Annotated in this window: 16 protein-coding genes and 1 other RNA gene; 7 read left to right on the top strand and 10 right to left on the bottom strand. The window is 51.4% G+C overall.

The features are described 5' to 3' along the window. Window positions 1–269 precede the first annotated feature (269 nt). Window positions 270–2,591, bottom strand: a complete 2,322-nt coding sequence (locus BN348_RS12175) for a sugar phosphate nucleotidyltransferase (protein ID WP_197068351.1) — start codon at window positions 2,589–2,591, stop codon at window positions 270–272. A gap of 402 nt (window positions 2,592–2,993) precedes the next feature. On the opposite strand from BN348_RS12175, the gene rnhA reads away from it, so the two are divergent. From rnhA to nifU, 3 genes are all read left to right on the top strand, one after another. Further along, window positions 2,994–3,431 carry a ribonuclease HI gene (gene rnhA / locus BN348_RS12170; RefSeq protein WP_040198295.1) on the top strand — a complete coding sequence of 146 codons (438 nt, stop codon included), beginning with the start codon at window positions 2,994–2,996 and terminating at the stop codon, window positions 3,429–3,431. A gap of 493 nt (window positions 3,432–3,924) precedes the next feature. After that, window positions 3,925–5,112: a cysteine desulfurase NifS gene (nifS, locus tag BN348_RS12165; protein ID WP_040198294.1), complete on the top strand. Its 1,188-nt coding sequence runs from the start codon at window positions 3,925–3,927 to the stop codon at window positions 5,110–5,112. Window positions 5,113–5,115: 3 nt separating this feature from the next. Further along, entirely contained in the window at window positions 5,116–5,547 is a 432-nt protein-coding gene (gene nifU / locus BN348_RS12160; protein WP_040198293.1) for a Fe-S cluster assembly scaffold protein NifU, read from the top strand. 249 nt (window positions 5,548–5,796) lie between these two features. On the opposite strand, the gene BN348_RS12155 is transcribed toward nifU, so the two are convergent. The 8 genes from BN348_RS12155 to BN348_RS13690 all read right to left on the bottom strand — a co-directional run bounded on the left by BN348_RS12155 (window position 5,797) and on the right by BN348_RS13690 (window position 13,066). Then, entirely contained in the window at window positions 5,797–7,371 is a 1,575-nt protein-coding gene (locus BN348_RS12155; RefSeq protein ID WP_052446917.1) for a Na+/H+ antiporter NhaC family protein, read from the bottom strand. A 290-nt stretch (window positions 7,372–7,661) separates the two neighbouring features. Next, complete coding sequence (locus BN348_RS13365; RefSeq protein ID WP_052446916.1) at window positions 7,662–8,123, bottom strand: adenine nucleotide alpha hydrolase family protein; 462 nt, start codon at window positions 8,121–8,123, stop codon at window positions 7,662–7,664. A 452-nt stretch (window positions 8,124–8,575) separates the two neighbouring features. Further along, on the bottom strand, window positions 8,576–8,941 hold the full coding sequence (locus BN348_RS12145; protein ID WP_040198292.1) for a DUF2304 domain-containing protein: 366 nt from the start codon (window positions 8,939–8,941) through the stop codon (window positions 8,576–8,578). Then, a complete protein-coding gene (locus tag BN348_RS12140) occupies window positions 8,938–9,648 on the bottom strand; it encodes a glycosyltransferase family 2 protein (RefSeq protein ID WP_040198291.1) in 711 nt (236 codons plus the stop codon). The genes BN348_RS12145 and BN348_RS12140 overlap by 4 nt, the downstream gene beginning before the upstream one ends. A 4-nt stretch (window positions 9,649–9,652) precedes the next feature. Next, entirely contained in the window at window positions 9,653–10,075 is a 423-nt protein-coding gene (locus tag BN348_RS12135; RefSeq protein WP_040198290.1) for a GtrA family protein, read from the bottom strand. After that, window positions 10,047–11,843 (bottom strand): DUF6020 family protein, encoded by a 1,797-nt coding sequence (locus BN348_RS12130; protein ID WP_040198289.1) that lies wholly within the window; start codon window positions 11,841–11,843, stop codon window positions 10,047–10,049. Before BN348_RS12130 ends, BN348_RS12135 begins: the two co-directional genes overlap by 29 nt. 255 nt (window positions 11,844–12,098) lie before the next feature. Next, window positions 12,099–12,456, bottom strand: an RNA gene (rnpB, locus tag BN348_RS13370) — RNase P RNA component class A. A gap of 247 nt (window positions 12,457–12,703) precedes the next feature. Then, window positions 12,704–13,066: a helix-turn-helix transcriptional regulator gene (locus tag BN348_RS13690; RefSeq protein WP_156136513.1), complete on the bottom strand. Its 363-nt coding sequence runs from the start codon at window positions 13,064–13,066 to the stop codon at window positions 12,704–12,706. A 665-nt stretch (window positions 13,067–13,731) separates the two neighbouring features. Here BN348_RS13690 and gdhA point away from each other — a divergent pair. Beyond that, the gene (gdhA, locus tag BN348_RS12120; protein ID WP_040198288.1) at window positions 13,732–15,084 is read left to right on the top strand and encodes an NADP-specific glutamate dehydrogenase; all 1,353 of its coding nucleotides are present in this window, start codon (window positions 13,732–13,734) and stop codon (window positions 15,082–15,084) included. Window positions 15,085–15,359: 275 nt separating this feature from the next. Continuing rightward, window positions 15,360–16,427, top strand: a complete 1,068-nt coding sequence (locus BN348_RS12115; RefSeq protein WP_082020971.1) for a branched-chain amino acid aminotransferase — start codon at window positions 15,360–15,362, stop codon at window positions 16,425–16,427. A 1,027-nt stretch (window positions 16,428–17,454) separates the two neighbouring features. Here BN348_RS12115 and BN348_RS13685 read toward each other — a convergent pair. Next, window positions 17,455–17,817: a helix-turn-helix domain-containing protein gene (locus BN348_RS13685; protein WP_082020970.1), complete on the bottom strand. Its 363-nt coding sequence runs from the start codon at window positions 17,815–17,817 to the stop codon at window positions 17,455–17,457. Between the two features lie 828 nt (window positions 17,818–18,645). On the opposite strand from BN348_RS13685, the gene BN348_RS12105 reads away from it, so the two are divergent. Further along, entirely contained in the window at window positions 18,646–20,496 is a 1,851-nt protein-coding gene (locus BN348_RS12105) for a ribonuclease J (RefSeq protein WP_082020969.1), read from the top strand. A gap of 180 nt (window positions 20,497–20,676) precedes the next feature. Further along, the gene (locus BN348_RS12100; RefSeq protein ID WP_052446915.1) at window positions 20,677–22,668 is read left to right on the top strand and encodes a DHH family phosphoesterase; all 1,992 of its coding nucleotides are present in this window, start codon (window positions 20,677–20,679) and stop codon (window positions 22,666–22,668) included. The last annotated feature ends 26 nt before the right edge of the window (window positions 22,669–22,694 follow it).

Raw genomic sequence — 22,694 nt, 5'->3', positions numbered from 1 at the left:
CTGATATCCCATTATCCGCTTCGGCCGCCTGCGGGCGGCGTTTTGTTTTTGGCAGGGTGGTTGGGCACAGCTAGTAGCGGACGCTTCCCCGGTTACGGGTTTCTCGCATAGTACCCCAATACTTCCGGCTGGTATGTGAACGCATTGGTTCGGAGGGAGCGATGCGGCTATCTGCTCAACTTGAATACGTGCGGATATCTTTTCTTAACAGCATGATGTCAATTACCGCATCAATAAAAAAAGGGAGGGCGTCCGGCCCTCCCTTTTTATTATTTCCGCGTCTCTTTCAGACGTTTGATCTTTTGTTCCAGCCCGTCGCAGATTTCGCGGGCGGATTCATAATTCTTTGCCTGTGCGAACAATTTCAGGGTGTGTCCCTGTTTGGACGGCTTCACAAAGATATAGCCGTTCTGGAAGGGGATGACCACCCCTTCGCTGACCATACCGGGTTCCTCTGTGCTCTTGAGCTGCTTCAGGATGTTGCCCGGATTTCCCTCGCACGGGACCTGCCGGCAGACCATATCGAAGTTTGGCAGGCCGTCCATCAGCTGCTTGAACCCGATGCGTTCCAGCTGCATATAGTTGAGGATTTTTACCGCCATGATCAGAGCGTCCCGCGCCCACGGCTGTGCGGCGGCCTTGCGGCGGATCTCGCTGTCACAGCCGCCGGCCGGGCATTCCAGATAACGGTACACCCTGCGGGAATAGCACTGCGCCAGCTCATCGATGATATACGGCGCATCCGACGGCAGGTAGACGTCGTGCTCCTGCTTGAACTCGATCAGCGCGCACAGCGCCAGCGCCTTTTCGTAGGACACATAGCCGGTCTGGCCGTGGTACAGCCGCAGCCTGCGGCCGCTGTCCTCAAAGCTGATCTGCAGGCCCTTGTCGTCGATGCGGCATTTTCTGTGTTCCAGAACTCGCTTGAACAGTCTGCTCGGATTGTTGTCCGGCGAGATCAGCAGCACGCCGAACCCATCGTATGGACGGCGGATCATGCTTTCGAGATACACCGTGTAGAGGTGCTTCATGCCGGACATGTCGGTGCGCTTGCCGAACTCGTCGTACCGGCAGCGCTTAAATTCCGAACGCGCCAGGATGTTTTCCATCTTGCGTTCGATTTCGCGGGTGGAGGACAGGCCGTTTTCCACACACAGGTGGATGCTGCTCTTCTCCCCATATTCGATAAAGATGCCCAGCTTCAGGTTCATCTTGTCAACGCAGAAGCCGAACTGGCTTTCAAAGCACTCCTTGAAGTCATAGGCGTTGACGCCGGTGGACAGGATGCCGGAGATCAGCGCATCCTTGAGTGCGGCGCCGTTCATTTCGTCGCTGATGCCGACGCCGATGGCGGTTGTACAGACGCTGCCCGCGGCGCGGCCGATCTTTGCGAACAGCTCCGGCGTCAGCTCCACGCCGGTGTCGCCCGAGATGCCGTCGTCGTCAAAGTATTCGGTCTTGCGGCTGGCATCCTTGAGGTTGGCGTTCAGCAGCTCGCCGTCCCGGACATTCTTGAACGGCCAGACCTTCACGCCGGGATTCACATGCACATTCCGGCCGATGACCGTCTTGGTGCCGATCACGGCGTTCTCGAACAGCATCGCTTTGGATTTGACCGACACGCCTTCACACAGGATACAGTCCTTGAGCGACGCTTCCTTCTCGATGAAGCAGTTCTGCAGGGCCATACAGCCGCTCAGCCGCACCTGGCGCTCGATGTCGGTGCCGTCGTCGATCATGCAGCCCGCGTCGATGACGCAGTCCCTGCCGATGGAGACATTGCTTCCGAGGTAGACCGGCGGGGTCATGAAATCGGTGTCCACCCGCACGTTGTCCCCGAAGATATTGCCGTCCTCATCCCGGCGGCCGATGGTCTCGCATTTGACCCTTCCGTACAGGATATCCTTCGCGCAGCCGATGTAGCTGCCAAGATCCCCGATATCGCACCAATAGCCGGTATCCTCGCAGGCAAACAGCCGCATCCGATTTTTGAGCATCTTCGGGAACAGGTCGGAGGAGAAATCGTACTTCGCGCCCTCGGGAATCATGGCAAGGCAGCTTGGGCTGAGGATATAGATGCCGGTGTTTGCGAAGTCGGTCACGGCCTGCGAATAGGACGGCTTTTCGATAAATCCGACAATTCGGCCCTCCTTGTCGACATCGACAAGGCCGTATTCCCGCGGGTCCTCGACCCGTTTGGTCAGGATCGTGACATCCGCCTTCTTTTCGCGGTGGAACCGAATGGCGCGCGACAGGTCGAAATCGCACATCGCGTCCCCGCTGATGACCAGGACATCCTCGTCCAGCGACTTCAGCGCGCCCCGCACGCCGCCCGCTGTGCCGAGAGGTTTGTCCTCTTCCACAAACGACAGCTTGACGGTTTTATATTGGCCGGCTTCGAAGTGATCGGTGATCACCTGCGGCAGATAGCCCAGCGCAAAGGTCGCGTCGCTGATTTGATGTTCGTTTAAAAGGTCCAATATATATTCGACAATGGGTTTCCCACATAATCTGGCCATCGGTTTGGGCAGGTTGCAGGTCAAAGGACGCAGCCTGGTTCCTTCTCCTCCCGCCATGATAACAGCTCTCATGTAAAGATAACACCAGCCTTTCTTGATTGATTCTTTTACTAGCATTATTATTACACCAAAGAGCGTTTCATACCCGCAAAGATACGAATAATTCTGTTTCTTTTTTGCGATTGGGACTTGTACATTGTATCCAAAAGGTATATAATATAATACGTTATCACTGTAAAAGGTCAAAGCAGCCGGTTTATCCGGTTTCTTTTTTGATCATAAATATGAGTATTTCGATGCGAATTTGTTTATGGCTTTGTGAAGTTAACAGAAAAACCAGAACCGCGGTGGCGTTTTCCCTCCGCGGGCGGGCGGAATACCAAAAGACTGAAACCTTATGAAACGAGTGTCTTTTCAGAACCTTTTGATAGGTTGACTTAACAGTGCTATTGTTTTTATAAAGGAGGGACCGGCATGAAAACTGTGGAGCTTTACACCGACGGCGCCTGCTCCGGCAATCCCGGCCCCGGCGGCTGGGGTGCGATCCTGCGGTTTGCCGGCCGCGAAAAGGAGCTGTCCGGCGGCAGCCGGGACACCACCAACAACCGCATGGAGCTGACCGCGGTCATCTCCGGCTTATCCGCGTTAAAGGAACCGTGCCGGGTTGACCTCTACACCGATTCCCAATATATCGTCAACGCCATCACCAAGGGCTGGGCCGTCAAATGGAAGGCCAACGGCTGGATGCGCAATAAAAAGGACAAGGCGCTGAACCCCGACCTGTGGGAACAGCTGCTGGGGCTGCTCGGGCAGCACGATGTCACCTTTCATTGGGTCAAGGGACATGCAGGTCATCCAATGAATGAACGCTGCGACCAGCTCGCGGTTGCGCAGTCCGAAAAGAACCGGTAAAACAGGTTGTTTTATTCTTTACCCGTCATGGGAGAGAGATGGGCATCCGCAGCGGAGGAATACGGGATGAGCTTTGCAATGGACGCTTCGTTCAGCGAAGGCTGAAAATACCGATAAAGCCAGATGCTTCGGCCTTTCCATCATGACAATAGAGATGGTGTACTTCTATGGAGCTGAAAAACATATCGGATAACCTGTGTTGAAATCATGAGACTTTGAGCAGGCATATCCGTCTCCATGGATGGCTGTATGGGACCTTCTATAAGATTGTTATCCAAACAGGCAGACAACCCGCGTCGGCTGCAAGGATGCATATCCGTTTCAATGGGTATAAATGCGCATGGGCGGCACATGATAATGGATATCCAGTAATTTGAAGCGATTCACAATAAATTTATGAAATTGGGTACATAGACCTGAAAAAGGAGCTTGAAAAGTATACTGTTTAGGTATATAATAGAGGTGTAATCTTTTTGAAAGCAAGGTGGTTTCTATGAAACGTTTTGTATATGCGGACAACGCGGCGACCACGAAGATATCGGACGCTGTGCTTGATTCGATGCTTCCGTATCTGAAGGAGCATTACGGCAATCCGTCCAGCATCTATTCGATTGGACGGGATGCCAAGATCGCCGTTGAGAACGCACGCAAGCAGGTGGCTGAAGCGCTCGGCTGCGAGCCCCGGGAGATCTTCTTCACCTCGGGCGGCTCGGAAGCCGACAACTGGGCGATCAAGGGTGCGGCTTATGCCCAGAAGGCCAAGGGCAAAACCCACATCATCACGACAAACTTCGAACATCACGCGGTGCTGCATGCGGTGCAGGCGCTTGAGAAGGAAGGGTTTGATGTCACCTATCTGTCGGTCGATGAAAAGGGGCTCATTTCCCCCAGCCAGGTAGCGGATGCTATCCGGGATGACACGGCGCTGGTGACCATCATGTACGCGAACAACGAGATCGGCACAATTCTGCCGATTGCCGAGATCGGGAAGATCTGCCGCGAAAAGAAGGTGCTGTTCCATACCGACGCGGTACAGGCGGTCGGACATGTCGCGATCGATGTAAAGGAACAGAACATCGATTTGCTGTCGCTGTCGGCACACAAGCTGCACGGTCCGAAGGGCGTCGGTGCGCTGTACTGCCGCAAGGGGGTTGTCATCCGCAACCTGATCGACGGCGGAGCGCAGGAGCGCGGCAAGCGCGCCAGCACCGAGAACGTCGCCGGCATTGTCGGACTGGCCACGGCCATCACTGAGTCAACGGAGCATCTTGAAGAGAATGCGAAAAAGATGGCGGCCATGCGTGACAGGCTGATCGGTCACATCTTAAAAATAGACCGCACGCGCCTCAACGGCGACCGGGAAAAACGGCTGCCGGGCAACGCGAACTTCTCGTTCGAGGGCGTGGAGGGTGAGTCGCTGCTGCTGATGCTGGACTTAAGCGGTGTCTGCGCATCCTCCGGTTCAGCCTGCACCTCCGGTTCACTCGACCCAAGCCATGTGCTGCTGGCCATCGGCCTCCCGCATGAGGTGGCACACGGGTCGCTGCGGCTGAGCGTCAGCGAATACAACACCGATGAGGATATCGAATATATCTGCAGCATCATTGACGGCATCATTGAACGGCTGCGCGCGATGTCCCCGCTGTGGGAACGCATCGTGAAGGAAGGAAAGGAGAGCTAAGGCATGTTATACAGTGAAAAGGTTATGGAGCATTTCTCGAATCCGAGAAATGTTGGGGAGATAGAAGACGCGGACGGTATCGGCGAAGTGGGCAACGCTCAGTGCGGCGATATCATGAAGATGTATATCCAAGTAAAGGACGGCTTGATCACCGACGTCAAGTTCAAGACCTTCGGCTGCGGTGCGGCCATTGCAACCAGCTCAATGGCAACCGAGCTGATCAAGGGAAAACCGATCGAGGACGCGCTGAAGCTGACCAATAAAGCGGTCATCGAAGCGCTGGACGGTTTGCCGCCGGTCAAGGTCCACTGCTCCGTATTGGCGGAACAGGCGATCAAGACCGCTATCGCGGATTATTACACCAGGCAGGGCATTGACCCGACGCCGATTGTCGGGGACATCAGCGACGCGTGTGACGCCTGCCACTTACATTGATGTTCATGATATAGGGGCCGAAGGGATGGAAGCTGAGCTTCCATCCCTTTGGTTTTTTGTATGGTGCGTGAAGTCTGCGTCTCATCCGCAGCTTTCCATCCGATTTTCAAAACGGGTATGATCAGAAAAGATTGCGCACCATTCCGGGTTGTTCCGGTTCGCCGAATGTCCGGGAAATAAACAGGAATCCCGCCGCTGTTTTCAGCGGCGGGATTCCTGTTTGGTGTATATGATAGAAAACTGTTTTAATCAGGCTTCTGCCGTTTTCTTCACAGAAACGCGGTGCAGGATGAACAGCGTCAGCGCCAGCAGTGCCAGCGAGATTGCCAAAGTAATCCATGCGTTTCCGATGAAGATGTCCAGGATATAACCGATCACGCAGCAGATGGCGACCGGTATCGTGTAAACAAGCTGGGTTGACACGTGATCGATATGATTGCATCGCGCTCCGGTCGAGGATAGAATTGTCGTATCGGAAATCGGGGAGATATGGTCGCCGAATACCGCGCCGGCAAGGGTTGCGCCGAGCGCCGGATACAGGAAGGCCGAGCTGCCAAGCACTGGAACGACGATCGGAATCAGGATGCCGAAGGTACCCCAGGAGGTGCCGGTCGCAAATGCCAGCAGGCAGGCGACGACAAAGATCACCGCCGGGATGAACTGCAGCGGAACGTTCGCGTCGTGAACCAGCTGTCCGACATAGTTGCCGGTCTGCAGGTAATCCGCGCTGCAGATGCCGGAGATGCTCCACGCAAGGCACAGGATGATGATGGCCGAAACCATCGATTTGACGCCCTGCGGAATGGCGTCCATGAATTTCCTGAAGGACATCAGCTTGCGCGGGACAAACAGGAAGAAGGCGACAAGCAACGCGCCGAACGCCGCAATGACCAATGCCTGTCCGGAATTGGTGTTGCCGAAGGCGGACATCAGCTGGTTGATAAACGGCTCGCCCGCATAGGCGTCGGTGAAGAAATCGCCCAGATACAGCATCGAAAGGATTGCAAAGATGATCAATGCGAGGATCGGGATGACCAGGTCGAACACACGGCCCTTCTTGGAGATCTCCATGTTGTCGAACTCCTCCTGGCTCTGGACATCGCCGGAGCTGGAATGCAGGTCGCCCTTTTCAATCGCGTTTTTCTCGAATTTCGCCATCGGTCCGAATTCCAGATTTGTGACCGACATGATCACGACCATGAAGATGGTCAGGAATGCATACAGGTTGTACGGGATGGTGTTCATAAACGCATCCATCGTACTGGTGGCGCTGACGCCGCTGGAGGACATGATCGACGTCACGGCCAGCGCCCAGCTTGAGATCGGCGCGATGATACAGATCGGCGCCGCCGTCGCATCGATGATGTACGCGAGCTTCGCCCTGGAAATCCGATGCTTGTCGGTGACCGGACGCATGACGGTGCCGATGGTCAGGCAGTTGAAGTAATCGTCGATAAAGATCAGGCATCCCAGCACGCTGGTCGCAAGCTGTGCGCCCGCGCGGGTTTTGATCTTCCGGGCGGCCCATTCGCCATAGGCGTTGGACCCTCCTGCCATCGTAATCAGGATGACCAGTACGCCCAAAAGCGCCAGGAACAGGATGATATACGCGTTTTCCCCCATCTTGGTGGACATGATTTCAAAGACGTTTACGACCATTTTGATCGGGTTGCCGTCCGAAAAGATGAAAGCTCCGGAAAGTACGCCGATCAGAAGCGAGGAGATGACCTCCTTGGTGATGAGTGCCAGCACAATCGCAATGATTGGCGGCAGCAGGGACAGCCATGGCAAGGCGGTAAGCCAAGCGCTTGTAGATTCTGCCATCGTTTCTTCTCCTTTTTGTTTGTATTTTTGAAATCGCACGATGCTGTGAAGGTCACATCCCGTCCACTCCATTGCTCAGGCAGGGAAAATCAGACAGGTATGCGGGCCTTCCAATTTCTATCTGTCATCATACCATAAAATTGTTCACATATCAACAAAATATGTACAAAAGGTCATAAGTTAGTCGGTTTTGACAATTTCATTCGTGCTGATTAGACAGAAATGACAAAAAAAGAACAGGGAATCTATTGAAGATGCTCCCTGTTCATCATTCTATTCTGTCATTTGCTCTATGTACGCGCCGCCGGATGCTTGACATCCTTGAGCTCGCCGTCGTAATCGACCACAAAAAATTTGGTGTTGCAGAATCTGTTCCACAACCGGTCCAAGACATTGTTTTCGTTATGCTGGATTTCATCCCCCGGAAATCCCGTCACCACATTGACCGTTTTGTTCTCCTTAATGAATGTAGAGATGGCCCGGAATACATCCTCGTTATATAAAATGGACATCGCCGCATTGTTCAGTTTGGACAATTCAAACAGATAATCGAGCGCAGAAGTATCGGCATACTTCACCGCGGGATTGACAACATGAATGACATACAAAACCGTGCCGCTCAGGTCTGCGAGAATGCGGCCCGCCTTGATCAGCCTTTCGCATCCGAACTGGTTGGTGACACAGACCACCGTGGAGTTTTTATCTCCGCCGAATTCGGGAACGTCCGGCTGTGCAGGATTGATTTGCTTCATAGCTACCTCCCAATTTAATCCACCGTCATTGTCTCTCCGGAGCATTCCGGCCTGCCGGAGCGCAGGCTGCTGAAGTCTTAGGTTCTGCGGTTCAAACAACAAGCCTCCTATCTGTCTTCTCTTTCATTATAATACACAATTGTGAAGAATCTTTGGCGTCTGCAAAAATAATTGATAGAAATACCATCCCCAAATTCGGTAAAAATGTGGAATATCACAAGATTCACATCGTCCTGTCACATCTCTCTACTTTTATATCTATGCGAAGCATACAACGAATATTTACGGACAGACATATACAATTGTTTTATTTTTGTCTGTTTCATCGCTCCCTGGACCAGAAAATTTCTTATGAATCTTTGTCGGCCGAACCGATAATTTTGAAAAGCAAAAAAACACCGTTTTATAACGGCGTCTTTTTCAAGATCATGGGGAATATACAGCTACTGCGTTTATTCAGCATCCGTTCTTTTCTCTTCTAGATCCCGGATACGCTTTTCTAACAGAGCGGTTTCCTGAACAAGGATTCTTATTTTTTTATTGAGTCCGGAGACGATCACGGAAAGAGAGATACAGATCAGAAGTAAAAAGCCACCCTGCAGAAGAAAAATCATATTGACCGGTTCGACGATGCCGATCTTGGAAGCCAACCCTAGAAAGAATGCAGGAAAGATGAGTACCGCCATGACAATGATACCCGATAACAGCCAAAGCAGCGCATATTTCAGTTCCAGCTTGCTTTTCCGCAGAAGGTAGATGATAAAAATCAGATAGATCAGAACCATAATCAATAAAAATGTTTGCAATATAATATTCATTTCTTCACCTTCTTCCGACCGGTTGAGATCCTGTGTAAAATAAGGGAGAGCGGAACCTTTATCATATAGTAGACCGATTTCCAGGTGTTGATCGATGAAACGCCCTCGCTGCGCTCGCACATGACAATGGGAACCTCCTGGATCTTCCATCCGTTCAGCGAAGCGGACACAATAGCGTCTGGTTCCGGATAGTCCTGCGCGTAATTGTCTGAAAAATAATGGATCAGCTGTGCATTGCAGGCGCGGAATCCACTTGTGGTATCAAAAACTTTTTCACCGCAGCACAGTCTGATGACAAAACTGATGAACTTAATGCCGAGACGGCGGATCAGCGAGGACTGAAAGCCTGTTTTGTTGATAAACCTCGAACCGATCGCCATATCGCACATACCATGTTTCACCGGTTCGACGATATCCTTTAAATACTGCGGATCGTGCTGTCCATCGCCGTCCATCTGGATAGCGATATCATAGCTGTGCTGTTTGGCGTACTTATATCCCGCCTGCACAGCCCCTCCGATACCGAGGTTGGATGGGAAGGATATATAATGGTATCCGTTTTCCTTCAGTACCATCTCTGTTTGATCGGTCGAACAGTCGTTGACAATGATGTAGTCATAGTCTGCCGCTTTTTCCCGGAGATTTTCAACCACCCGCTTGATGGACATGCTTTCGTTGTACGCTGGGATTATAACAAGTTTCTTCATGTTATCACACCTCCGGCTTCTTGCTTGTAAAGATCAGCAGTTTGCTGAACACATAGTTGAGTATCACCACTGCAAAACAAATGATGATTTTGCTCCAGTTTACTGGAAAATGCAAGGCATCCACCGCTGCAATCAGCGAGATGGTTTCCAAAAGACCTGTCAAAATCCTGACAGACACAAACTTTAGAAATTCCCGATAAACCTGCTGGAAAGTCCGTTCCGTTTTACTGAAAACAAACAGCTTATTGGTGATGAAGGCAAACAGTACCGCCGCGACCCACGAGATGACCTGTGACACAATGTACCTGTCTTCTCCCAAAAGCATATTGAAAATAAAAAACATGGAAAAATTGACCACCGTGGTCAGTCCACCGAAAAAAACATAAAGGATAATTTCCTTATACTTTATCAGTAATTTTTTTAGCATTTTTTTGATCTACCTCATAATCAGATATATTGTATATGCTCTCCACGACAACCAGCGGGAGCGCAATGAAGAAAATGTAGATGTATCTCGAAACATGGTTGACGGGCGCCGATATCATAATCGACAGCCAGGTGGCAACCAGCGGCATCCACGCCAACAGCAGTATGCCTTTCCTCTTATAAAAGCAGTATGCAATGAGGAAACCAACCGCCCACACATAGTATGCCATATTGTTAAAGCACCATAGAAAAGGATTGTTGAAGAAGTTCTCCGGTTTTGCATAGTTGAAGAGAAAATCCCTGAGCGCGGGCACAAGGTTTAACTCATAAATTCCGGACGGATTCTCATGTACATATGCGTCGGTTATTTCGTTCTGCATATCGGGATACCAATATCCCAGCGTCTGGCAGAAATATGATTCGACGTATACATCCGGATACCGAATCAGCAGATCAGCCCAAAGCTTCATATAATCATCCACGTGTTCATCCAGTGCTTTTTGATGATATTTTGGATTGAATTTGATTGGGTCATACCCGTATGGTTTGTACACATCTTTTACATCCGTGCCAACCAAATTCTCAATCAACTGCTGCTGTTCCTCATTCAGTTCTTTGCCGGTCGCCGCCACCCTGCATATCTGATTCATGGGGATTCCCAGCGCTTCTGTCGTCGATGTCTGCAGCACACCAAGAGAAGACAGAAAAACTGACTGATATAACATCACAACGACGAAACTTCCGCCAGCCAAAAGAATGAACCGCAGCTTCTTATTTCGCAGGAAGATCAGCATCGCCAGTGCCGTGATGCCCAATACGATCACGCCATTGCTGCGGAAAATGCCGATTGCTATAAACAGGACTGAAATACCAATGCAGTGCCATACACTGGCCAGCCAGCGGCCCTTTGTCCTTACAATCTCCAGAAGGCAGATGATTAAGAGAAGGAGAAAACAGGAAAACACAAAATCCTTCCACATGGTAATCGCAAAGAACCCATTCATCGGAAACAGGGCAAAGAAACCAACCGTTGCGATGAAAACCCATTTAGGCGCTCTTCTGCGCAGGATATAGGTCGCCGTATAGGAAAACACTGCGGACATGAAAAGCATCTGAGAAATGGAATAGATCGCCACACAGGTGTTGTTTCCAAAGGAAAACAGGTGCCCTATCTTAAAGCAGATCCAAATCAAGAAGGTGTGTGCCGCTGGATGTGCGTTGCTGTATGCCCTGAGCCCTAATACCTGTTCAATCTGATTATAGGAGTCATTGCTGACAACACCGGGATAAAAAGCCAGCAGATAAGGGATGTAACAGATAAAGATAATCGCCCAGCATATCAGAAAAACCTTCCAATAGGACATTTTTATCAGCCTGTCCCCAGCGGCCGGTGTTGTTCTGTCGATCAGGACAAAGGCCGCAGAGGTAATGAAAAAGAAAAACAGCCACAACCCAGCCATACTGATGAGGTTCATCGGTATATCATGGTTCAGGAAGTTTTCGTATCCATCGCCATGAAGCTGTATCAGCCGGCCGATAGAAACGAACAGCGATAAAAAAACCGACAGGATTGCCTGCGGTTTATATTGCTTTGGTGTATTCTTGCACACATAAATGCAGCTGATGGCTGTAAGCACTGCAATGAGCAGCAGAAAAACAGACGACGTAGTTGGGAAGTAATGACTGAACGCCAGCGCTGACAGCACCGCGCATACGATACCAAAAACCGTTTGATTGGTTTTCAGACTGTTTTTTATTGTTTTCAGCACCTGTATTCTCCTTATTAAATTGAAATTCCGCCCGATTTCTACCTGATAGGTAGACTTCTTTCATTGAACTGCAAAATTTGCAGATACAATATTTGTTTATTTTCATTGTAACATAAGATATAGACATCTGTAAAGGAATTTCGGGCGGTTTTCTCTGTTGGATAATCGGATATTCTTTTAAAAATATAGGGCTCATGTTACATTGCTGAGATATTTTTAAAAAGGTAATGCGGCGCAGACAAGCTGCACCGCATCCAAATGACCAGACATATAAGCCGAGTTCTGTATTTGACAACAATCTATCTAGCCGACGGGTCGCCCCGCCGGTCAAGCCACCTTCCCGAGGACGCGCCGGGCAGACGCTTTATGCCCTCTCTTCGGTGTTGCTTCGGATAGGGTTTACATGACCATACAGTCGCCTGTATGTCGGTGAGCTCTTACCTCGCCTTTCCACACTTGCCACCCTCCAAACGGAGGGTTCGGCGTTTTCTTTCTGTTGCACTGTCCCTAGAGTCGCCTCCGGCTGCCGTTAGCAGCTATCCCGCCCTGTGAAGCCCGGACTTTCCTCGTACTGAACCTTTCGTTATCAGCACGCTGCTGTCTTGTCTGCTCATTTCCTTTTTATAGTACACGAATTCTTCGGCAATGTCAACCCGGCATCCAGAAATGTTCCGGCAAACGGAATCCGCTCAGATTATCTGACGATACATACACTGTGTTAAAAACCGCTTTGAACGGCATGGTCATCATACCGGGAATTTTCGCGCCGCGCCTGAAATGGCGCTCCAAATACCAGGAAAATGGAATTGAAGATGAATGCTTTCTATTTTATATAGTCTATACGGCGGCAAACAAATATGCTATTGCTTGTTCTGAATGGCCCGCAGATAGTCCAAATATTCCAACAGCAGTTTTCGTTTTTGAGAGTTGAGTGACAAGGAATGCGATAACAAAATCCCCACTGTTATCGCATTCTCGAAGGGCTCCTGCAGTTTATTGATGGGATGCCGAAATTCAGTCAGTCCCAATATATAATCAACACTACAGTGATAAAGCCTTGCCAAAGTCCTCAAATGACGCACGGGGAGCTCATAAATGCCCTTTTCATAGCTGGAATAGTATTGCTGCTGAATGCTCAAAACATCCGCGACCTGCTTTTGTGTCAGATCATGATCTTCCCGCATTGCCCGCAGGCGCATGGATAACGGTTCTGAATTTCTCATAGCGTGCCCCTCTCATATAGGTTTGTCCAGGTATTGATTCATATTATTACCTCACCATAATCCAGTTGATTCCATTATATACGCAAAATATCCGATTGAAAAGTGTATATGACTGAAGAAAAATATTGTATACAGGTGAAGAAAAATAGGAGAGGGATGGTCATAAGTGTTCAGTACAGTCCAGAAGGCAGACGAATTTGACGGAATGGTTATTCCGTTGGAAATATGATTCAGGTTACATATCGCAGAATCCATTCATACCGCAGATGGGTTCCTCTTTTTCAACCGTTGTCCAGTGGTACTGTGGAAAACATCTCCCCGCCGTTTGTCAGCCTGAAGAAGCGTGTCCACGGTCCAATTTATAAGACATTTCTGTTTTATTGCGATAAAGACCCTGTCATTGGGGCATTCTAATATATGATTGCCAAATTCACGCATACAAAACCTATATTTTGAAACACTCATCTCGAAAACCTGCAAGATTTCAATTTTTCGCACGAGGAATCGAATGAAACCTAAAAAAAATGCAACTTTTTTAAAAAACATTGCAGAATTCTATTGAAAAAAAAGGCAAGACGCGCTATAATGGCATCAGTTGAATTCTGATGCTTTAAAGTGCTTCCAAAGTATTCAGCAGTATGATCTATCAAATAGGAGGAATGAACATGGCTTTTAAAAGTGCGTATCTTCAAGGTGTCTATGAAACCGTTGAAAAGAGAAATCCCAACGAACCGGAATTCCTGCAGGCTGTTCGGGAAGTCCTCGAATCCTTCGAGCCGGTCATTGAGAAAAAGCCTGAAATCATCGAGACAGGCGTCATCGACAGAATTGTTGAACCGGAAAGATTCATTCAGTTCCGCGTGTCCTGGGTGGACGATAACGGCAAGGTTCAGGTAAACCGCGGCTTCCGCGTTCAGTTCAACTCCGCAATCGGCCCGTATAAAGGCGGACTGCGCTTCCATCCGACCGTCAACGCCTCGGTTATCAAATTCCTCGGCTTTGAGCAGATCTTCAAGAACTCCCTGACCGGACTGCCGATGGGCGGCGGCAAGGGCGGTTCCGATTTTGATCCGAAGGGCAAATCCGACGGCGAGATCATGCGCTTCTGCCAGAGTTTTATGACCGAGCTTTCCAAGCACATCGGCGCGGATACCGATGTACCGGCCGGCGACATCGGCGTTGGCGCAAGGGAGATCGGCTTCATGTTCGGCCAGTACAAGAGACTGCGCAATGAGTTTGTCGGCGTCCTGACCGGCAAGGGACTAACCTACGGCGGATCGCTTGTCCGCACCGAAGCGACCGGATACGGCCTGCTTTACTTCACCAACGAGATGATCAAATGCATGAAGAATGAAACCTTCGAGGGCAAAACCGTCGTCATCTCCGGTTCCGGCAACGTGGCCATCTATGCAACCCAAAAGGCGCAGCAGCTCGGCGCAAAGGTCGTCGCCCTGTCCGACTCCTCCGGTTACATTTATGATAAAAACGGCATCCAGCTCGACGTGGTCAAACAGATCAAAGAGGTCGAGCGCGCAAGAATCAGCGAGTACGCGAAACGCGTACCGGGTTCTGAATACCACGAAGGCTGCCGCGGCATCTGGAGCATCAAGTGCGATATCGCGCTTCCGTGCGCGACCCAGAACGAGCTGAACGGCGAAGAGGCGCAGATGCTTGTGGACAACGGCGTTATGGCTGTCGCAGAGGGCGCCAACATGCCTTCCACGCCGGAAGCTGTCGAAGTGTTCCTGAAGAACGGCATCATGTTCGGCCCGGCGAAGGCTGCCAACGCGGGCGGCGTGGCCACCTCCGGCCTGGAGATGGCGCAGAACTCCGCGCGTTACTCCTGGACCGCGGAAGAGGTCGACGCGAAGCTTCACAACATCATGATCAACATCTTCCACAGCGCGTACAACGCATCCGAAGAATTTGGACAGAAGGGCAATCTGGTCATGGGCGCCAATGTTGCAGGCTTCATGAAGGTTGCCGACGCCATGAAATGGCAAGGTGTCGCTTATTAATTCGATTCTTTCCTCAAAAGAATAAACGAGAATCCCCAAAAGCCGTCTGTCTTTTGGGGATTTTTCTTCATCCGCGCCGCATCCGGATGTCTTTTCCGTCAAATTAGGGAAAAAACTGCGTGGAAGTTTATACAATCCTGTTGCAGTTGACAAGGATGCGCGGGTGCATTGCATTTGATGGGCAAAGGCGGTATAATAAAAAGAAACACCGGCTGCAGGCCGTTTTTACCATGGTAATCCAAAAAGGTGAATATACATAAAGGGAGTTGCTTTACATGGCAGAGTTGAAAATCGAACTGGCCAAAACCCTGAAGGAAAAACCGGACCAGAACAATCTGGGCTTTGGCAATTACTTTACCGACCACATGTTCTTGATGAACTACACCGAAGGACAGGGCTGGCATGATGCGCGCATCATACCATACGGACCAATCGAGCTGGATCCGGCCTGCATGACCCTGCACTATGCGCAGGAGGTCTTCGAGGGCCTCAAGGCATACCGCGCCGAGGACGGACGCATCCTGCTGTTCCGCCCGGACGAGAACTTCAAACGCCTGAACCGTTCCAATGAGAGAATCTGCATCCCGCAGATCGACGAGGATTTTGCGCTGGAATGCCTGATGAAGCTGATCGATGTCGAAAAGGACTGGGTGCCGTCCGCAGAGGGCACCTCGCTGTACATCCGCCCGTTCATCTTTGCGCTGGACGCGCATCTCGGCGTGCATTCCGCAAAGGAATACCTGTTTGTCATCATCCTTTCCCCGGTCGGCGCATACTATCCGGAAGGACTCAACCCGGTCAAGATCTATGTCGAGACCAAATATGTCCGTGCCGTGCGCGGCGGAACCGGCCAGGCCAAAACCGGCGCGAACTATGCGGCTTCGCTGATCGCGCAGGAGGAAGCTGAAGAGCAGAACTATACGCAGGTCCTGTGGCTGGACGGCGTTGAGAAGAAATATATTGAAGAGGTTGGCACGATGAACGTCTTCTTCGCAATCGGCGATGAGATCATCACGCCGGAGCTGGTCGGCAGCATCCTGCCGGGCATCACCCGGAAGTCGGCCATCGAGCTGCTGCGCTCCTGGGGCTACAAGGTCACGGAACGCCGCCTGGCGATCGATGAGGTTATCGAGGCCTACAAGCAGGGACAGCTCAAAGAGGTGTTCGGCACCGGCACCGCGGCGGTCATCTCCCCGGTCGGCCATCTGAAATGCGACGATGTCATTATGAACATCAACGACGGCAAGATCGGCCCGATCTCCCAGAAGCTCTATGACACCATGACCGGCATCCAGTGGGGCAAGCTCGAAGACAAGTTTGGCTGGATTAAAGAAGTGAAATAAGCAAGTATTATAGCAAGCAAAGAGGACACCGCCTGTATGGCAGTGTCCTTTTTGTTCGTTACAGGCAGGCTGCACGGTTTTTGTCTCGATGCGTTTTGGCTGAGGGTTGTTGTTTCGCTGCGGTGCAGCGGCTTTCTTATGTTTACCAAGAACCACTTGGCAGAGTGGCAGTTACTTCTTTGTTCGGGCCAAAGAAGTAACCAAGAAAGGCCGCCAAAGGGGGAATGCCGCTTCGGTACAGCGAGAATGGACGTCATTCCCCCTTTGGAAACCCCCTCAGCCCGTCCGAATCTTTTTTGGGGCAAGGAAGCACAGCGTTCGCTGGGTTCGAACGTCCGTTATTCTGGCGGTTATGTCTGTATATCCGTTCGCCCTGTATTTCGAATCCATCAGCATAGTGATCTATTCTATGCTGTATGGTAAAGGTTTCGTTTTGTACTCTAAATAAACAGGGTGGTTGCCCGATGTGCCTGTCTAAGAGAGTTGAATCCCTGTAAGATGCTTCTTCGAAGAATCGTGATATATTCATGACCAATGCAAAACCAAAAGAATCAGTGTCAGTTTACGAACCAGCGAAGATATTGGGGTACTATGAAAGCTGACTATAGCCGGGGAAGCGTCCGCTGCTAGCTATGCCCAACCACCCTGCCAAAAGCAATACGCCGCCCGCAGGCGGCCGAAGGGGAAAACGGGATATCAGAGGGGATTTTCAAGGGGGCCACCACCTGCGGTGGGGCACTCGGCTACGCCGCTTTTTTGGCTGCGTTGTTGTGGTGCGTTGGTCATAGGCTCTTTTCTTATCTCAGTGACGCGTAGCGCGTGCCCCAGCGCAGCTGGCCCCCTGGAACGGCCTTTCTTGGTTACTTCTTTGGCCGCGCAAAGAAGTAACGACCACATTGCCAAGTGGTTCTTGGCAAACAACGTGAAGCCGCTGCGTCACAGCGGTACAACACCCTGTTAAGGTGAATTTGGAGCTTAACATATGTTTTACAAGCAGGTACTATTCTGCTATAAACCAATCAATATGTTATCGACTATTCTGGATGGCCTGCAGATACTCCAGATATTCCAACTGCAGTTTTCGTTTTTGAGAATTGAGTGACAAGGAATGGGATAACAAAATCCCCACTGTTATCGCATTCTCGAAGGGCTCCTGCAGTTTACTGATGGAATGTCGAAATTCAGTCAGTCCCAATATATAATCGACACTGCAGTGGTAAAGCCTTGCCAAAGTCATCAAATGACGCACGGGGAGTTCATAAATACCTTTTTCATAGCTGGAATAGTATTGCTGCCGAATGCCCAAAATATCCGCGACCTGCTCTTGCGTCAAATCATGATCTTCCCGCATTGCCCGCAGGCGCACGGATAACGGTTCTGGATTCCTCATAAAAAACCCCTTCTATATGGACCAAAAGTCCAAAATAATTCATCAGATCGTAAAATCATTTTATCATAATCCGGATGAAATGGTTACCTCTTTTGAGTTGACTTGAGTTACTGCCAATAAAAAGGTATCCCTTTCCCCCTGTCAATCAAAGAGTAAAGAGATGGGGCAAAGATATTGCCGCGTGCCGGAATACTTTGCCAGATCGGTGGCAAAACTATAGCTGATTCAATGAATAACAGTCTGCGGCGAACCGGACGGATGCCGTATATGATGGAAACTCACGATACAAAATCATCCAATTTATATAACTTTCCATGAAGATTTTTATGAAAAGGAATAGAAGGAGATCGATATAAACCGTGAAGGATGGCTTTGCCTGCCGCTTACGGCCGTACAGTCAAACAGTAAAATGGTGCTTTGAAAGGCCCGGCAACACGAAAAAACATCGCGGCAGGATGGCCGCAAACCGGCCTGATAACGTTCAGGAAGGCCGAAAAGCAGGATTTCATAAAATATTGACAATAATTGCTTGACACTTTCATCAGGAACGGTTAGAATTTATATAGAATGTGTGTTCGTAATTGTTCTTTTTCTTGGTGAAAACAAAGCTTATCGATTTAATTTGATGCATGGTTTATCGGATTTTGTTCAGTATACGCCGCGCGCCGAAATGCGCCGGGTACGGGTTTCACTCATCATTACACTACATCAATCCACTAAAAAGATAATCAAACAGATATTCAAAACATAACAGGGAACATGGCAGGAAGCACCGCCCAGAACGCCGGCAGGCGGGTTTCCGTTTTTTTGTTATGAGAAAAATATAATATGGAGGTAAAAAATTTGGCTTCTCAGAATAATCAGCATAAAAATAAGAGATTTGGCGGCCCCTTTGCAAAGAACCCAAAACAGCCGCAGAACAACAGAAAAGACAACACAAAAAAGGATAAGGACCTGTCGCAGACGCTGAACCAGTCGCTGCACAAGAGGGAGCAGAAACCGGTGCGGGAGGTGCGTCGCACACCGCTGAAGATCATCCCGCTGGGCGGACTCGAAGAGATCGGCAAGAATATGACGCTGTTTGAATGCGGCAACGACATCTTTATCGTGGACTGCGGACTGAAATTCCCGGATGAGGAGATGCTTGGCGTCGACCTGGTCATCCCGGATTTCACCTATGCGGAGATGAACAAGGACCGCATCCGCGGCATCGTACTGACACACGGCCATGAGGACCATATCGGCGCGCTGCCATATTTCCTCAAGATGCACAAGGTGCCGGTTTACGGAACGGCGCTGACCCTGGGCCTTGTCGAGGGCAAGCTCAAGGAGCACGGCATCAGCGGTGTCAAGCTGGTGGTGATCAAGCCGCGCGACATCGTCAAGATGGGCTGCATGGCGGTCGAATTCATCCGTGTCAACCACTCCATTCCGGATGCGGTCGGACTGGCGATCCATACCCCGACCGGCATCATCATCCATACAGGCGACTTCAAAATCGACTACACGCCGATCAAAAGCGAGGTCATCGACCTGGCGCGCTTCGGCGAACTTGGAAGCCGCGGCGTCCTTGCCTTGATGATGGATTCCACCAACGCGGAGCGCATGGGCAGCACCATGAGCGAACGCAAGGTCGGACAGTCGTTTGAAACGCTGTTCCAGCGCGCGGAGAAACACCGCATCATCATCGCAAGCTTCGCATCCAACATCCACCGCGTACAGCAGATCGTGGACGCCGCCGTGCGCCACGGCCGAAAGATCGCGGTTTCGGGACGCAGCATGGTCAACGTCGTCGGCAAGGCGATCGAGCTTGGCTATCTGGATGTGCCGGACGGTATCATGGTCGATATCGACGCGGTCAGACGTTACCGGAAAGATGAGATCGTCATCATCACGACCGGATCGCAGGGCGAGCCGATGTCGGCTCTCACCAGAATGGCGATGGGCGAGCACCGTAAAGTGCAGGTCGCCAACGGCGACTTCATCATCATTTCGGCGTCGCCGATCCCGGGAAACGAAAAGCTCATCAACCGCGTCATCAACGAGCTGATGAAGCTCGGCGCGGAGGTTGTCTACGAATCGATGTACGAGGTGCACGTATCCGGACACGCCTGCCAGGATGAACTGAAGCTCATGATGAGCCTGATCAAACCGAAATTCTTTATCCCGGTGCACGGCGAATACAAACATCTGAAGAAACACGCGATGCTCGCGCAGAGCATGGGCATCGACCCGAGCAAGATCATCATCGGGGATATCGGCAAGGTCATCGAGCTCGACGCGGTCGACGCGAAGATCACCGAGGCGGTCCCGGCCGGACGCGTTCTGGTCGACGGCTACGGCGTCGGCGACGTCGGCAGCATTGTGCTGCGCGACAGGAAGCACCTGTCGGAGGATGGGCTCATCGTTGTGGTCACGACGCTTGACAACCAGACCGGCGACATCATTGCCGGCCCGGATATCGTTTCCCGCGGCTTTGTGTATGTGCGCGAGGCCGAGCAGATGATGGAGGAGGCGCGCAAGATCTGCCGCGAGGCGCTGGAAGACTGCCGCAGCCACCATGTGCGCGAATGGGGCGGCATCAAGACGCGCGTCCGCGACGACCTGAGCGACTATGTCTACAAAAAGACCAAGCGAAATCCCATGATTCTGCCCGTGATTCAGGAGGTCAGCAGATAAGGGTTTCCTGTTAAAAGTATTGTTGGGGCAGTAATCGATCAAAACACCGGCGGCGCGTGTGGAGAAAAATGAAAGCCGCATCCTTTTGAAGTTTAAAAAGCCTGCCCTGTTCCCAAGATAGGTGCGGGCTTTTTTTGATGTTTCCATCGATAAAAATCCATTTAAAGGAGGGCAGCCCGGGTGAATCAGAAAAAACCATCCCTGTTCGGCACTTACCTGTATATCCTGATTGTGCTGAGCGTCGTGTTTATGACCGTGACGCTGTTGTTTGATGTCAGAATCTTTCTCGTGGAGCTGGTTGTTCTGGCCGGCGTACTGGCTTATGTCCTGATCGGGACGGTCCGGTTACAGAAGAACATCCACTATTTTCTGCAGAAGATGGGCAGCACCCTCACTTCGGCGCAGCGCGAGGCGCTGACCGAATTTCCGCTGTCCGCCTGCGTGACCGACGACAGCTTCCATATCATCTGGTACAACCAGCTTTTCGCCGAGCATGTCGTCGACGGCCGGGATGCGTTCCGCATGGATACGAATGAGATTCTCGGTTCCTTAGACATCGAAATGCTCTGCAGTCCGCAGGGGATGGACATCTCCTACCACGACAAGCAGTATACGGTATATGCGGCGCGTTATGATGAGGACGGACAGGACCTCTATGTCTTCTACTTTATTGAAAATACATACTATAAAGAGATTGCCAGGGAATTCAAGGAATCCCGTCCGGCGGTCGCGCTGATCACCGTCGACAACTACGAGGAGCTGCTCGAAAACAGCAAGGAGAGCGAGAAGGCGCAGATACTGGGCGAAATCGATCGGATACTCGAACAGTTCATCGGCCAGACCAACGGCTTCATGCAGCGGCTCTCCCGCTCCAAATTCATCGCGGTCATGGAAGACCGGCATATGCGCAAATTCCTCGAGCAGCGGTTCAGCATGCTCGACGATGTGCGCAAGATCGTTGTGGACGGGCGCATGCCCGCGACGCTCTCAATCGGCGTGGGGCTGGATGCGAAGGACCTGCACGAGGCGGAGCTCAGCGCGCGCCAGGCGCTGGATATGGCGCTGGGCCGCGGCGGGGACCAGGCGGCGGTCAAGACGGCCAACGGCTTCGACTTCTACGGCGGCGTCTCAAAGGGCGTCGAGCGGCGCACCCGCGTCAAATCCCGCATTGTCGCGACGGCCCTCTCCGAGCTGATCTTTGAAGCGGACAATGTGCTGCTGATGGGACACCGCTTCGGGGATCTCGACAGCCTGGGCGCGGCGGTCGGCCTCTCGAAATGCATCTCGAACATGGGCAAGGAGTGCCACATCATCGTGGACCGTGAAAAGAGCCTGGCGAAGCCGCTCTACAACAAGCTGTACGACAACGGCTATGAGAAGGTGTTCGTGTCTCCGGAGCATGCCTCCTACCATGTGCGGCCGAAAACACTGCTGATCATTGTGGATACCCACATCAAATACATTCTGGAATATCCCGAGCTCTATGAGATGTGCGGCACCATCGTCGTCATCGACCACCACCGCAAGATGGTCGGGCACATCGACAACGCCGTGATCTTCTACCATGAGCCGTACGCCTCCTCGGCGTGCGAGATGGTGACAGAGCTGATCCAGTATATGAACGTCAAGCAGCCGATCACCCGGCTGGAAGCCGAAGCGCTGCTCAGCGGCATCATGCTGGACACCAAGAATTTCGTCATGAAGACCGGCGTGCGCACCTTTGAGGCCGCGGCCTATCTGAAACGGATGGCGGCGGACACCGTCACGGTGCGCCAGCTCTTCGCGAGCAGCATGGACGCCTACCAGCGCCGGACGCGGCTGGTCTCGTCGGCGGAGGTTTACCGGCGCTGCGCGATTGTATCCACCCCAATGCAGGGAGAGGATATGAAGGTCATCGCGTCACAGGTGGCGGATGAGCTGCTCGGCATCAGCGGCGTCGACGCGTCGTTTGTGATCTATGAGTTCGATGGCTCGCTGAGCATCTCGGCGCGGTCGATGGGATTCATCAATGTGCAGATCATCATGGAGCACCTGGGCGGCGGCGGGCACCACACAATGGCGGCCTGCGCCATGAAGGAATGCTCGATCGAATCGGCCAGGCAGCTGCTGCTGGAGACGATTGACAGCTATTATGACCAGCATATGCAGAATGAAGAAACCAATGGTTCATAAGATAGAAAGAGAAAGGACGAGAGAAG

The sequence above is a fragment of the Candidatus Soleaferrea massiliensis AP7 genome (assembly GCF_000820765.1).
Taxonomy (GTDB): domain Bacteria; phylum Bacillota; class Clostridia; order Oscillospirales; family Ruminococcaceae; genus Soleaferrea; species Soleaferrea massiliensis.
The sequence above is the reverse complement of the archived record's forward strand: the minus strand, read 5'-3'. Positions and strand labels throughout refer to the sequence as shown.

What these genes read in the sequence shown, in the direction of transcription:
- gdhA (WP_040198288.1), top strand. Translation starts at nt 13,732, where the DNA reads ATGGCTTTTAAAAGTGCGTATCTTCAAGGTGTCTATGAAACCGTTGAA.
- BN348_RS12155 (WP_052446917.1), bottom strand. Translation starts at nt 7,371, where the DNA reads ATGGCAGAATCTACAAGCGCTTGGCTTACCGCCTTGCCATGGCTGTCC.
- BN348_RS12145 (WP_040198292.1), bottom strand. Translation starts at nt 8,941, where the DNA reads ATGAATATTATATTGCAAACATTTTTATTGATTATGGTTCTGATCTAT.
- BN348_RS13365 (WP_052446916.1), bottom strand. Translation starts at nt 8,123, where the DNA reads ATGAAGCAAATCAATCCTGCACAGCCGGACGTTCCCGAATTCGGCGGA.
- BN348_RS13685 (WP_082020970.1), bottom strand. Translation starts at nt 17,817, where the DNA reads ATGAGGAATCCAGAACCGTTATCCGTGCGCCTGCGGGCAATGCGGGAA.
- BN348_RS12115 (WP_082020971.1), top strand. Translation starts at nt 15,360, where the DNA reads ATGGCAGAGTTGAAAATCGAACTGGCCAAAACCCTGAAGGAAAAACCG.
- rnhA (WP_040198295.1), top strand. Translation starts at nt 2,994, where the DNA reads ATGAAAACTGTGGAGCTTTACACCGACGGCGCCTGCTCCGGCAATCCC.
- BN348_RS12135 (WP_040198290.1), bottom strand. Translation starts at nt 10,075, where the DNA reads ATGCTAAAAAAATTACTGATAAAGTATAAGGAAATTATCCTTTATGTT.
- BN348_RS12140 (WP_040198291.1), bottom strand. Translation starts at nt 9,648, where the DNA reads ATGAAGAAACTTGTTATAATCCCAGCGTACAACGAAAGCATGTCCATC.
- nifS (WP_040198294.1), top strand. Translation starts at nt 3,925, where the DNA reads ATGAAACGTTTTGTATATGCGGACAACGCGGCGACCACGAAGATATCG.
- BN348_RS12175 (WP_197068351.1), bottom strand. Translation starts at nt 2,591, where the DNA reads ATGAGAGCTGTTATCATGGCGGGAGGAGAAGGAACCAGGCTGCGTCCT.
- nifU (WP_040198293.1), top strand. Translation starts at nt 5,116, where the DNA reads ATGTTATACAGTGAAAAGGTTATGGAGCATTTCTCGAATCCGAGAAAT.
- BN348_RS12105 (WP_082020969.1), top strand. Translation starts at nt 18,646, where the DNA reads ATGGAGGTAAAAAATTTGGCTTCTCAGAATAATCAGCATAAAAATAAG.
- BN348_RS13690 (WP_156136513.1), bottom strand. Translation starts at nt 13,066, where the DNA reads ATGAGAAATTCAGAACCGTTATCCATGCGCCTGCGGGCAATGCGGGAA.